The following is a 12461-nucleotide window of genomic DNA, read 5'->3' on the forward strand; positions in this document are numbered from 1 at the left end:
CCAAGGCTCGGCAGCTGCTACGCACAACCATTCCTCAAGAGGGCGGGCTGTTGCTTTTTCCACACTCGTCCCGGCCACTGTGGTTTTTTCATCACTGCCAAGGCCTGTGATGCCCGCAAACGCGGCCCGTCGCCCCATGGCACAGCCCTTGCTAAATCCCTGACAAAACCTTAGCCAAGGAGTCTCCATGCGCCCTTTATCTTTTCGCCGTGTCCTTTCATACCTGGGACTTGGCGCCGTGCTGCTGGCCGGCACCGCTCAGGCGCAACCCCATGACGGCGGGGTGCTGAACCTGGTGGCCCAACCCGAACCGCCGTCGCTGATGCACGGCGTGGTCAGCCACGTGTCCACCCAGTACGTCAGCGGCAAGATCCTCCAGGGCCTGCTGACCTTCGACACCGACCTGAAACCCAAACCGGTATTGGCCAAGGCCTGGACCGTTTCTCCCGATGGCCTGACCTACACCTTCGATTTGCAGGACAACGTGCGCTGGCATGATGGCCACGCGTTCACCGCCGATGACGTGGTGTTCAGCTTCCAGACCTTCTACCCCGAAGTGGACAAGCGCCTGGGCGGGGTCTTCACCGAGTACGTCGACAGCATCACCGCCAAGGACCCGCTGCAGGTGGTGTTCCAGCTCAAGAAACCCTTCGCGCCGTTGCTCTCGGCCCTGGGCAGCGGGCTGCGGCCTGTGGTGCCCAAGCACCTCTACGAGAACACTGACTTTCGCAACAACCCCTATAACCTCAAGCCTGTCGGCACCGGCCCGTTTGTGTTTGTGGAGTGGAAACGCGGCGCCTATATCAAGCTGGCAAAGAACCCCGACTACTGGAAAAAGGGCCTGCCACACCTGGATGCGATCATCTTCCACGTGATCCCGGACGGCTCGTCCCGCGCTGCGGCGTTCGAGCGCAACGACGTGCAGGTGCTGCGCAGCGGTGATGCCGACTATTCCGACCTCAAGCGCCTGACCGCCTTGCCGGACGTGCAGTCGTCGGAAAAAGGCTGGGAGCTGTATTCCGGCCTGGCCTTCCTGCAGATCAATACGCGCAAGCCGCCGCTGAACAACCCCAAGGTGCGCCAGGCGATCCTGTATGCGCTGAACCGCCAGTTCATCGTCGACAACATCTTCTTCGGTTCGGGCAAGGTTGCCCCCGGCCAGTTCGTGTCCACCTCGCCGTACCACGACCCGCAATTGCCGCAGTACACCTATGACGTGAAAAAAGCCAAGGCGCTGATTGCCGAGTCCGGCGTGGACGTGGGCGCCGTGCGGATTCGCCTGCTCAACGGCGAGAAGGGCGGTGCCTGGGAGCGCCTGGCCGAATACACCAAGCAAGCCCTGCAGCCGCTGGGCTTCAAGGTACAAGTGGTGACGTCCGACGCCGCCACCTGGTTCCAGCGCGTCAGCGACTGGGACTTCGACCTGACCTACAACTTCATCTTCCAGATCGGCGACCCGTACCTGACCAACGCCTACCTGTACCGCTCCGACTACATCCTCAAGACTTCGCCGTTTGCCAACGTCAGCGGCTACAACAGCCCCGAGGCCGATGCCCTGTGGACTCAGGTCGCCAACACCCCGGAAGGCCCGGAACGCACCAGGCTCTATAGCCAGTTGGAAAACGTGCTGAACACCGACCTGCCGATCGCGCCGATCTTCGAAATGCGCTACCCGACACTGTTCCACAAAGAGGTGAAGAACCTGCTGCAAACCGCCACCAGCCTTAACGAAGACTACGAAAGCGTCTACCTCGACGCGCCTGCACCATGAACGGGTTGCTGTATTTCAGCGGTCGCCTGCTCAAGGCACTGTTGATGATTGTGGCGGTGCTGGTGCTGGGCTTTTTGCTGATCCGCCTGGCGCCGGGTGACCCGGCGCTGCTGTTGGCCGGCGAGGCGGGGGTGGACGATGTGCAGTTCATCGAACACCTGCGCCAGACCATGGGCCTGGACAAGCCGTTGCTCACGCAGTTGCTGATCTGCCTGGGCAATATCGCCCATCTGGACCTGGGTTATTCCTACCGCAACCAGACCTCGGTGTGGTCGCTGATTGCCGAGCGCTTGCCGGCAACACTGGCCCTGATGGGCTCGGCATTTTTGCTCTCGTCGGTGCTTGGCGTCACCCTGGGGACGTTGGCCGCCCGGGCCCGACAGAAGCGCCACTGGCTGGATGGCGTGATCTCCCACGGCGCCTTGCTGTTGTATGCGATGCCGCCATTCTGGCTGGCAATGCTGCTGATCCTGTTGTTCTCCGTCAGCCTCGATTGGTTGCCGGCGTTTGGCATGGAAACGGTGGCACAGGACTTTTCCCTGCTCGACCGGCTCAAGCACCTGCTGCTGCCGTGCGTGTCGTTGAGCGTGCTGTTCCTCGCCTTGTATATCCACCTGACCCGCGCCGCCGTGCTCGACGCCCTTGGCCAGGAATACGTGCGCACCGCCCACGCCAAGGGCCTGCACCCGCGGCGGATTTTGTACGTGCATGTGTTGCGCAATGCGCTGTTGCCGGTGGTGACCTTTGCCGGTTTGCAACTGGGCCAGTTGGCCAGCGGCGCGTTGCTGGTGGAGGTGGTGTATTCCTGGCCGGGGATTGGTCGCTTGATGTACGACTCGCTGGCCCAGCGTGACTACGGCGTGTTGATGGGCGGTTTCCTGGTGATCTCGATTCTGGTGGTGGGCTTTAACGTGTTGACCGATGTGATCTGTCGTTTTCTCGACCCGCGTATCGGTGCAGGAGTGCAAGGCTGATGCTGGTTTTCCGACGTTTTGTGCGCCAGCCTGCGGCGTTGATCGGTGCGCTGTTTTTGCTGCTGCTGACGCTGTTGGCGATCGCCGCCCCCTGGCTGACCAGCAGCTCGCCATGGGAGATGAACAGCCAGCCGATGCTCGCGCCATTCCACGACCCGGCCCATTGGCTGGGCAGTGACCTGCTCGGTCGCGACCTCGCCAGTGGCCTGCTGTACGGCGCGCGGGTGTCCCTGGCCGTGGGGGCGCTGGCCAGCCTGGCGACCCTGGTGGTGGGCCTGCTGGTCGGCGCGGTCGCCGGCTATTTCGGTGGCTGGCTCGACGGTGTGCTGATGCGCATTGCCGAGTTCTTCCAGATCATTCCGCAACTGGTACTGGCGGTGATCCTGGTGGCGATCCTTGAGCCGTCCCTGTTCTCCATCGTGCTGGCCATCGCACTCGTAGCGTGGCCGGCGGTGGCGCGGTTGGTGCGCAGTGAGTTCCTGACCCTGCGCCAGCGCGAATTCGTGCAGGCCGCGCGGGTGCTGGGGCAGTCGCCGCTGGGGATCATCGCCCAGCAGATCCTGCCCAACGCCCTGGCGCCGCTGCTGGTGACTATGACCTTTGTCATGGCCACGGCGATCCTCACCGAAGCGGCCCTGGCGTTTCTCGGCTTGAGCGACCCGGAAGCCATGAGCTGGGGCTACATGATCAATGCCTCCCGTGGCTTGCTGCGGGACGCCTGGTGGATGAGCTTTCTGCCGGGGTTGGCGATTGTGCTGTGCGTGCTGGCGGTCAATCGAGTCGGCGAAGGTTTGCGTGTGGCCTTTGAGCCCGGGAGGTCGCTATGACGTTGTTGAGTGTTGAACATTTGCGTATCGCCTTGCCGGCCGGTGCGGACCGCAGCCATGCGCTGTATGACCTGTCGCTGCAACTGAACCGTGGCGAATGCTTGTGTGTGGTGGGTGAATCCGGTTCCGGCAAGTCAATGCTGGCCAAGGCTTTGCTGCGCCAGTTGCCGGAGCCGCTGAAGGTGGAAAGCGGGCGCCTGGTGTTTCGCGACGAAGACCTGGCCGACCGCAGCGAAGAGGCCATGCGCCAACTGCGCGGGCGGGATATCAGCATGGTATTCCAGGAGCCCATGAGCGCCCTCAACCCACTGTTGCGGGTGGGCGAACAGATCGATGAAACCCTGCGCGCCCATGGCGTGGCGGCGGCACGGGTGCGGCGTCAGCGGGTGGTGGATTTGCTCGGTTATGTCGGCTTGCCCGACCCTGAGCGCTTGCGACTGGCGTATCCGTTTGAACTGTCTGGCGGGCAGCGTCAGCGGGTGGTGATCGCCATGGCCCTGGCGTTTGATCCGGCGCTGTTGATTGCCGATGAGCCGACCTCGGCGCTGGACGTGACCACCCAGGCGCAGATTCTCGACCTGCTGCGCAAGATCCAGCAGGACAAGGGCATGGCACTGTTGTTTATCACCCACGACTTTGCCGTGGTCGAGGCGATTGCCGACCGGGTGCTGGTGCTGGAAAAGGGCCGGGTGGTGGAGCAGGGCACGGCCCCGGCGGTGTTGCGTGTGCCCCGGGAAGATTACACCCGGCAGTTGTTGGCGGCGGTGTCGGCGCAACCGCTGGTGCCACGTACGCAGGTGGCTGGCCCTGTGGTGCTGAAGGCCGAAGCGCTGGGCAAGGTGTTCAGCAGCCGCAGCGGTTGGTGGGGGCGGCGTACGACTCAGGCGTTGGATGCGGTTCAGCTGCAATTGCGTGAAGGCGAGACGTTGGGGATTGTGGGGGAGTCGGGGTCGGGCAAGTCGACCCTGGGTCGGTGCCTGGTGCGTTTGCTGCGTGCTGACAGCGGGCGGATCGAGTGGTTGGGGCGGGAGGTCGCGGGGTTGTCTGAAGGGCGGCTGCGAGCGTTGCGCAGTGATGTGCAGATGATTTTCCAGGATCCGTTTGCCTCGCTCAATCCGCGGCAGACGGTGGGGCAGATTGTTATGACTGGGCCTTTGGTGCAGGGGGTTTCCAAGGCGGATGCCGAGCGGCGGGCCCGTGAGTTGCTGGGGTTGGTGGGGTTGCCGGCAGCGGCGTTTGAGCGGTTTCCTCATGAGTTTTCCGGGGGGCAACGGCAGCGCATAGGGATCGCCCGGGCGTTGGCGGTGGAGCCTAAGGTGTTGATCGCTGATGAGTGTGTGTCGGCGCTTGATGCGCTGATCCAGGTGCAGATTCTGGAGTTGCTGGAGTCGCTGCAGCGGCGGTTCAGGTTGAGCATTGTGTTTATTACTCATGACTTGCGGGTGGCTGCGCGGTTGTGTGACCGGATTGCGGTGATGCGTCAGGGGAGGGTGGTGGAGCAGGGGGAGACGGCGGCGCTGTTTGCTGATGCGCGGCATCCTTATACGCGGGAGTTGTTGATGGCTGAGGCCATCTGACTTGGGGTGTTGGGGTTGGGGGCATATCCGTTATTCAGGTAACGGCCACCTATGGTTTCGCTCTTACAGCGAGTCACATTGCAAAAGCGGCAAAGGCGACCTGAGTGTTAGAGCAAAAGCAGAGCCGCTTTATGTGGGAGCGGGCTTGCTCGCGAAGAACCTGAGAGCGCCGCGTTGAATCAGGATGTTCGCGTTATCGTTAACGACCTTCGCGAGCAAGCCCGCTCCCACATTTGGATCGTGTCCACCTTTGATTTTGCTGTTGCTTCACCACACTCAACCCTTTCACTTATTGAGAAACCTCCATGCCGACCTCTTTCACCGAACTGCCAGTGATCCAGGGCCAACCACTGGAAATCCGCCCCAACCGTCACCTGAGCATCACCCATCACGCGGGCACCACCCAACCCGACACGGTAGTGTTCTTCTGCCACGGCGCCGGCGGCAACAAGGACCAGTGGCGCCACCAATGGCAATCCCTGAAAACCCAAGGCTACAGTCTGGTCGCCTGGGACCTGCTCGGCCACGGCGCCAGCGCAAAACCCCGCAACCCCGAGGCCTACGCCTGGCCCGAACTGGTCGCCGATTACCTGGAAATCCTCAGGCGCTACGGCGGCTCCCGCAACCTCATCGTCGCCCACTCCTTCGGCACTGGCCTGACCCTGAGCGCCTTGCTGGCCAAACCCGCGATCCCCATCGAAGCCGTATTGCTGCTGGGCACCCGACTCCACAGCATCAGCCGGAGCGGCGGCCTGATGCGTCTACCCGCATGGCTCCTGGAATGGCTGCGCCCACTGCTGGCCAAAGGTTTCCGCCAGGCGGCATGGAACGCCAAGGCCGACCCCGCACTGGTCGCCTACGAAGAAAAACTCACCGAGCGCAACCCGCTGTACATGTTCAAGGCCCTGATGAAAAACGTCCAATGGCCAGACGCCAATGCACTGCTTACCCTGACCCTGCCCGTGAGTGTGCTGGCCGGCGACACCGACGGCCTGACCCCGGCCAGCGGCGGCGAAGCACTCGCCCGGCATTTGCCCAATGCCGAGTATCAGTTGCTGCCCGAATGCGGCCACCAACTCATGCTTGAAAAACCCGGCGAGGTATTGGCCGCATTTCAACGCCTGTTGTCAGCTCAGCGGGACGGCAGTTTCCAGCGCTCACGGTAGAGGTCGTACTGCGCGGCGGGCAGTTGCACCAGCAGCGGGTTTTCTCGCGGGTCCAGCCAGGCAAACAACGCCTGGATATTCACCGGGTCCATCGCCGTGCAGCCCAATGTTCCCGAACTGACGCTGCGCCAGATATGCAGGAAAATACACGAGCCGCCGTTGGCCAAAGCCGGTGTGTTGTGCTCGACAAAAATCCCCTGGCGGTACAGCTGGTCCTTGCGCAGCATCCGCTCGGAACTGGTCCAGTCCTTGTTCACCGCCGAGCTGTCCACCAGGGTGTTGTAATGGCTGGACTGGCTGTCATCCACGCATTCGCGGGTGGCGGTACTGGCCGCGTAAGGCAAGCGGGTGTCAGCGGTGGGGGCGTAGCCGAAGGCACCGCCGAGTTTGAAGATGCCGGCCGGGGCCTTGCCATCGCCTTCATGCTTGAGGGGCTGCTGGTCGGGGGTGGGCGTCGTAAGGCCGGTGCCCCACGCCATGCCGTTTTTACCGACCACGATGGCAAAGGGTTCGCCGACTTTCTGAAAGCCTTGCCCGTGCCGCTCATAGCGTTGTGCGGTGCCCTGGAGGGCGTTCCAGCCCGGGGTGGTGACCACGATCAGTTGCCGGCTGGTCTCGGGGATTTGCGCGAGTGCCACGTTTGAAAGCAGCGTCAGCAGCGCCGCGCAGGTTTTGATGAGCGTGTTCAACGTCGTTCAGTCCTTGAAAAGAGGGAAACCTCAAACGCTAGTTTTTGCCCCGGGCTTTATCAAGCTGAAGCTGTGTTGTGATGTTACCGCAGCGGTTCGATAGGGAAGTCCATCGGCTCGGCCCGCACCGGATTGCGGCTGTAGGTGAAGTGCCACCATTCGCCGGCATAACCGGTAAAGCCTTCCTTGGCCATCGCAGCGCTCAACCGTTGGCGATTCTGGCGTGCCGCCTGGCTGATGTGGGAGCTGTTGGTGTGGGCCATTTCGTCGAAGCAATCAAAACCGGTGCCCATGTCCAGGCCGCCATCGGGCAGGCGTCGACCGTAACCGGCGGCGCAATCCACCGCCGCGGTGTCGGCGTTCCAGGCCTGGGCTGGCAGTGCATCGGGGCCGGTCAGGGTCACGTCCACTGCCGCCCCCCGGGAGTGGTTGGAAACCTTGGCCACATAGCCCAGGCGCCAGAAATCCTGCTTGTTCACCCGGGGGTAGAACTCGGCCTTGGCCGGATCCCCCGGTAGGCTGGCGAAGCGGCCCATGTTCGCCACGGCACGGCTGGGACGATAGCAGTCGAAGACCTTCAAGCCGTAACCCTGCCTGGCCAACTCGGCCTGGACCCGTACCAGTGCCTTTGCCGCGTCGGCAGACAGCACGCATTCGGCTGCTTTGTAGCCGTCCAGCGGCGCTCCGGTGAAGTTGTGGGGGCTGGCGTAGCGAATGTCCTGGGCGATGCTCGGGTCGAGGCTGCGCAGGTAAACCATGTTGGCCGGCATCGACGTGTCTGCCGCTACCGGCGTGGCGAGCACGATCAGGCTCAGGGCGGCAAGGGAAAGGGAAGAGTAGGGCATGGCGGGCCGGGCTCGGACGGTGGCTTAAGCGCGCCACACTAGCAATGCCCGCCCCATGCCGCCAGTGCTACGGCGCGGCGTTGGGCACAAATGCCACGCTGCCACCGTCACGCTTGTGGAACAACCGTTCACCATTGTCCGGCTGGGTAGTGATGACCTGATGATCGTTGCCCAGGTAGGCCAGCGGCGTCGGGTCATCCTTGGTGGACTGCGCGACAATAATTGTGCGCTTGGGATCAAAGGTGCGGCCGCTGGTTTTTTCCAGCCAGGCCATGAACGCCGCACTGTCGCCCTGGCGCGGAAAGTCCTGGGTTTCGGCGACGTAGTAGAACGGCGTCCCGTGATTTTGCAGGTACATCGGTACCTTGTTGTCGACTTCCACCATCACCATCTGCCACGCGTTCCATGGCGCGCTTTTCACTGCTTGCGCTTGAACGTCCTCGGCGAAACGGGTCACGCCGCCATTGCCATTGGTCCACGGATACACCACCCCGAGTACCAGCAGCATCACCCCCGCAGCGATGCCGAACCCACGGTACCAACCCCGGCCGACCGTGCCTTTGCGGGCGATACGCTCACTGACCCACCACGCCGCCAGCAACTGCGCGAACGGCACCAGCGGCAGCACGTAGTAACTGCGCCGGCTGCCACTGGCGGTGAAGAACACGAACAGCAGGCCCAGCCCCCACACCAGCCAGCGGGTGTTGGGCGGGGTGTCGCGCCAATGCCGCACGGCGAGCCACAGGCCCAGCACCCAGCACGGCGCCCAGGGCAAGGTGTAGGCCGGCAGGTAGATCAGGTAGGTGTAGATCGGACCCATATGGTCGAACGGGTCGAAGAAGCGCACCACGTTTTCCCGGAACACCAGTTCCAGGCCGCTTGCACCGTAGGTCGGTGCGCCGTAGAGGTGGGACAGCACAAACGGGATCGCGTAGAACGCCCCGGCAATGATCACGGCCAGCACCAGCCGCAGGTTGAGGTGGCGTTTGTAGCGCTGTTCGCTGAGCAAGTGCGGCAACAACACCAGGCCCGGCAGCACAAAACCGATCAAGCCCTTGAACAGTGACGTCGCCGCCAGCAACAGGAAGAACACCGTGTAGCGCCCCAGCCGCGTATCGTCCGGCCCGCGCCAATACCACCAGACGGCGGCGAGCACGCCGCATACGGTCAGCACGTCCGCCGTGGCCACCCGGGCCCAGAAGAGGAAGTAGAAGGTGGTCGCGAGCATCCAGCCGGCAATCAGGCCGGTGCCTTTGCGGAACAGTTGCTCGCCGATCAGGTACACCAGCCAGATGCTCAGCCACGCCGAGATGACCGATGACAGGCGCAACGACCACGGCCCCAGGCCGCCCATCAGGTTGGCCAGGCCGGTGATCAGCCAGTACGACGGCAGGGGTTTGTCGTAATACGGGGTGCCCTTGAGGTACGGGTCGAAGTAGTCGCCGCTTTGCAGCATCTGCAGGGTGATGTTCGCCCAGCGGGTTTCCGGGCCCCACAGGTCGCGGGCGCCCAGCCCCAGCAGCAGGATCAGGGCCGACACGCCCAGGAGCAGCAGCAGGGCGCCGCGTTCGGTTTTCCAGAAGTTCATGCGGCGGTTCCGATGTGGGACGAGTGTTGAATGGGGTCACCCCACATTAGGGCGCCTGTGTTACGGCAATTGCGGGTAGATGATGATCTCCAGGTCACCCTTGTAATAACGCTTGCCCCCCAACGGCAGCTGGCCGGCTTCGCGCATTTCGCTGGTGCTCCTGACCCGCATCAGCACGCCCACCGGGCCTTGCTGGCGCGCCTGCTTGAGCCAGGCTTGAACGCTGTCGAGATCCACCTTGCGGTGCATCGAGTCGGCGTATTGCAGGCCGTAGCGCAGTTCGCCTTCGGTGTTGTAGAGCGTCACTTCGGGCCGCCGCAGGCGCCATGCCAGGGCCGACGCCGATTCCAGTTCGTTGCTCAGCAGCGCATGGGTCTGTTGCAGGTCGTCCAGGTGCTGGAGCACGAACTGATCAGGCATCTGGTTATCTTCGACCACCGCCGGCATGCCGGCGGGCAACAGCGCCACCAGCAGGCCAATGCCCAACGCCGGCATCGCCCACAGCGCCAATGGGCGGAAGGCTTGAAGCAGGTTGGCGAGCATCCAGCCCATCAGCACGATGAACGTCAGGGACAGGTTGAACATCTCGCTGTGGCTGTTGCCGTACAACGGCCGGTCGATTTGCAGGTAGATCAGCGTCACCATTGCCGCGACGCCGATGCCCAGGTTGAGCAGGCCATTGACGCGCAGCGTGCGGGTGCGGGCGTTGGCCAGTAGGTCGATCAACGCATGGCCCATCAGCAGCGCCAGCGGCAGCAGGCACGGCATGATGTAGGTCGGCAGCTTGCCGTTGCTCAGGCTGAAAAAGCCCAGGGGCAGCAGCAACCACAGCGCCAGGAAGACGATGGCCGGTTGGCGCTTTTCCTTCCAGGCCTTGCACAGTGTCGCCGGCAGCAGCGCCGCCCACGGCAGGCACGACACCACCATCAGCGGCAGGTAGAACCACCAGGGACGTGCATGCTGGGCATTGTCGGAGGCGAACCGGCGGATGTGCTCGTGCCAGAAGAAGAAACGCCAGTAGTCCGGTTCCTGCAGGTGGATCGTCAGCGCCCAGGGCAGGCACACCACGGCCGCCACCAGAATCGCCAGCGGCCCGTAGCGCAGCAATTCCCCCAGGCGACGTTGCCAGAGCATGTAAGGCAGGGCGATCAGCACCGGCAGCAACCACGCCAGGAAACCCTTGGTCATGAAACCCATGCCGCAGGCCACACCCAACAACGTCCAGCTGGCGAGGCGGGCACGGGGGGTGGAGCTGTCGAGGGCAAACCACAGCGCCGCCAGGCTCAGGTTGACCCAAAAGGTGAATTGCGGATCCAGGTTGGAATAACCGGCTTGCCCGGCCACCAGGCCGAAACTCATGTAGAGCAGCGCGCAGGCGAAGCTCTTGCGCGGGTCGTTCCACAGCCGGCGGGCGATCAGGTAGGCGAGCACGACGCTCAGGCCGGTGGTCAGGGCGGAAGCGATGCGCACGCCGAACAGGTTTTCACCGAACAACGCCTGGCCCAGTGCAATGAGCCAGTAGCCGGCTGCGGGTTTTTCGAAATAGCGCACGCCCATGAAGTGCGGTGCCACCCAGTTGCCGCTGATGAGCATTTCCTGGCTGATCTGGGCGTAGCGGGTTTCGTCAGGAATCCATAGGCCATGCAGGCCCAGTGGCAGTAGATAGAACATCACGAATGCCAGTAGTAATACGGGCAATGGTTTAAGGCGGGTCATGGCTATTGCACTCTCAAGCGGTATTGACGGTGAATCAGCGCGAGCGCTGGATCAGCCATGCGCGAGGGGTAGAAGGTGGTCGTGGTCGGGTAGAAATGCGGCACAGAACGTTATTCCTTAAACAGTCTGTTAGTGGGGGGGGCGAAACTGAATATCCCTGTGCCCCAGTCAAGCTCGTTAAACGTGTGGCGTCCAATAAGTCATCGAAGGTCATCGTCATGTTGTTAACTTGTGAAAAGTTAGTGAGCTAATAATTTTTCTAAAAAAATCAATTAAAACCATAGACGATGCCACGGTCTGGCTGTCTTTTTGCTGAACGAACTTGAATGATTAAATGTGAAGAATTGTTCTAAAGTTGTTTAAGCACGGCGGCCCAGTCCTTACTGTTCAAAATACCCAGCGCCTTGAACTTGCCGTCGGGCAGCAGCTTTACAAACAATGCACTGCCGTACTCGGCATGGGCAGCGTGTGAGTAGCCCAATGCCTCCTCGAAGTCGCTGATGCAGGCGCTGTGGGTGACCACCAGCAGGTTGCGGTCCGAGTGTTTATGCGGGCGCAGTTCCTCGCCGATGGCAGGGCCGCAGATGGCCAGGGGGCCGGGTGACAGTTCGGCCTTGCCGAACATGAAAAGCGAGGTCTGCGCGGTACGGGTGGTGGGGCTGCTCAGTACGTCGGTGTTTTCCATGCCCAGGGTCTGGAAGGCCTTGCCCACGGCACTGGCAGACAACGAGCCGAGCGTGGTCAGGCCGTCTGCCGGGCCCAGGCAAGGGTTGTTGGAGCGGTCACAGCGTTCCTCATGGCGGACCAGCACCACCAGGTCTCCGTTACGCCAGGCTTCCAGGGTTCCGGAGGTGAGCAGGCGGTGGCCCACGCCCAGGTCCAGCGGCGATCTTGGCCACCAGATGAACGCCGTTACTGCCAGGCTGATCATCACGATACCTGCCACGCCAAGCCACAGTTTGTTCAGCTGTTTTACAAATGCCCAGCGCGAGCGAGACTTGCTCAGGGTCAGGTCAACCACACTATTCACCATTGGTAACTTCCAGGCGTTAATCCGGTAACTGGCAGCGGCAAGTTAGGCAGGCGCCAAGTGAGTAGCGCTGATGCAGGAATATGCAAAAGCGTGTCACAGGGGCGCTGTCTTTTTGCTGAACATACCGATATAAAAAATTGTTCACTTGCACTAACGGGCGTTTGAAATAACCAGCCTGTTATCTGCCCATGGACGGCAATTTAAAGTGCAGCAGGTGGCGGCCGGGTGAAATCGATGTGAAAAATTTGCAGGGGGCATGGGGCGCTCCTTTTTCC

Annotated in this window: 10 protein-coding genes; 5 read left to right on the forward strand and 5 right to left on the reverse strand. The window is 62.3% G+C overall.

Annotated features, from left to right (window positions below; all coding sequences use genetic code 11):
* Positions 1 to 187 precede the first annotated feature (187 nt).
* From HX821_RS30310 to HX821_RS30330, 5 genes are all read left to right on the forward strand, one after another.
* Positions 188 to 1771, forward strand: coding sequence for an ABC transporter substrate-binding protein (locus HX821_RS30310; RefSeq protein WP_102368663.1), 1584 nt, complete (start codon positions 188 to 190; stop codon positions 1769 to 1771).
* Positions 1768 to 2745, forward strand: a complete 978-nt coding sequence (locus HX821_RS30315; RefSeq protein WP_177037288.1) for an ABC transporter permease — start codon at positions 1768 to 1770, stop codon at positions 2743 to 2745. The genes HX821_RS30310 and HX821_RS30315 overlap by 4 nt, the downstream gene beginning before the upstream one ends.
* Positions 2745 to 3572 (forward strand): ABC transporter permease, encoded by an 828-nt coding sequence (locus HX821_RS30320; protein WP_003210288.1) that lies wholly within the window; start codon positions 2745 to 2747, stop codon positions 3570 to 3572. Before HX821_RS30315 ends, HX821_RS30320 begins: the two co-directional genes overlap by 1 nt.
* Complete coding sequence (locus HX821_RS30325) at positions 3569 to 5149, forward strand: ABC transporter ATP-binding protein (protein WP_177037290.1); 1581 nt, start codon at positions 3569 to 3571, stop codon at positions 5147 to 5149. Before HX821_RS30320 ends, HX821_RS30325 begins: the two co-directional genes overlap by 4 nt.
* Before the next feature lie 305 nt (positions 5150 to 5454).
* Positions 5455 to 6315, forward strand: coding sequence for an alpha/beta fold hydrolase (locus HX821_RS30330; protein ID WP_003210284.1), 861 nt, complete (start codon positions 5455 to 5457; stop codon positions 6313 to 6315).
* On the opposite strand, the gene HX821_RS30335 is transcribed toward HX821_RS30330, so the two are convergent.
* The 5 genes from HX821_RS30335 to HX821_RS30355 all read right to left on the reverse strand — a co-directional run bounded on the left by HX821_RS30335 (position 6282) and on the right by HX821_RS30355 (position 12186).
* On the reverse strand, positions 6282 to 7004 hold the full coding sequence (locus HX821_RS30335; RefSeq protein WP_003210282.1) for a L,D-transpeptidase: 723 nt from the start codon (positions 7002 to 7004) through the stop codon (positions 6282 to 6284). The two genes, HX821_RS30330 and HX821_RS30335, sit on opposite strands and share 34 nt — an antisense overlap.
* Positions 7005 to 7087: 83 nt before the next feature.
* Positions 7088 to 7849 carry a M15 family metallopeptidase gene (locus HX821_RS30340; RefSeq protein WP_177037292.1) on the reverse strand — a complete coding sequence of 254 codons (762 nt, stop codon included), beginning with the start codon at positions 7847 to 7849 and terminating at the stop codon, positions 7088 to 7090.
* A 67-nt stretch (positions 7850 to 7916) separates the two neighbouring features.
* Positions 7917 to 9437, reverse strand: coding sequence for a glycosyltransferase family 39 protein (locus tag HX821_RS30345; protein WP_177037294.1), 1521 nt, complete (start codon positions 9435 to 9437; stop codon positions 7917 to 7919).
* Between the two features lie 60 nt (positions 9438 to 9497).
* Positions 9498 to 11153: a lipid IV(A) 4-amino-4-deoxy-L-arabinosyltransferase gene (gene arnT, locus HX821_RS30350; RefSeq protein ID WP_177037296.1), complete on the reverse strand. Its 1656-nt coding sequence runs from the start codon at positions 11151 to 11153 to the stop codon at positions 9498 to 9500.
* A gap of 349 nt (positions 11154 to 11502) precedes the next feature.
* The gene (locus HX821_RS30355) at positions 11503 to 12186 is read right to left on the reverse strand and encodes a histidine phosphatase family protein (protein WP_177037298.1); all 684 of its coding nucleotides are present in this window, start codon (positions 12184 to 12186) and stop codon (positions 11503 to 11505) included.
* Positions 12187 to 12461 lie beyond the last annotated feature (275 nt).

It is taken from the genome of Pseudomonas sp. B6001, from assembly GCF_013386015.1.
GTDB lineage: Bacteria > Pseudomonadota > Gammaproteobacteria > Pseudomonadales > Pseudomonadaceae > Aquipseudomonas.

What these genes read in the sequence shown, in the direction of transcription:
- HX821_RS30310 (WP_102368663.1), top strand. Translation starts at nt 188, where the DNA reads ATGCGCCCTTTATCTTTTCGCCGTGTCCTTTCATACCTGGGACTTGGC.
- arnT (WP_177037296.1), bottom strand. Translation starts at nt 11,153, where the DNA reads ATGACCCGCCTTAAACCATTGCCCGTATTACTACTGGCATTCGTGATG.
- HX821_RS30330 (WP_003210284.1), top strand. Translation starts at nt 5,455, where the DNA reads ATGCCGACCTCTTTCACCGAACTGCCAGTGATCCAGGGCCAACCACTG.
- HX821_RS30315 (WP_177037288.1), top strand. Translation starts at nt 1,768, where the DNA reads ATGAACGGGTTGCTGTATTTCAGCGGTCGCCTGCTCAAGGCACTGTTG.
- HX821_RS30355 (WP_177037298.1), bottom strand. Translation starts at nt 12,186, where the DNA reads ATGGTGAATAGTGTGGTTGACCTGACCCTGAGCAAGTCTCGCTCGCGC.
- HX821_RS30325 (WP_177037290.1), top strand. Translation starts at nt 3,569, where the DNA reads ATGACGTTGTTGAGTGTTGAACATTTGCGTATCGCCTTGCCGGCCGGT.
- HX821_RS30340 (WP_177037292.1), bottom strand. Translation starts at nt 7,849, where the DNA reads ATGCCCTACTCTTCCCTTTCCCTTGCCGCCCTGAGCCTGATCGTGCTC.
- HX821_RS30320 (WP_003210288.1), top strand. Translation starts at nt 2,745, where the DNA reads ATGCTGGTTTTCCGACGTTTTGTGCGCCAGCCTGCGGCGTTGATCGGT.
- HX821_RS30345 (WP_177037294.1), bottom strand. Translation starts at nt 9,437, where the DNA reads ATGAACTTCTGGAAAACCGAACGCGGCGCCCTGCTGCTGCTCCTGGGC.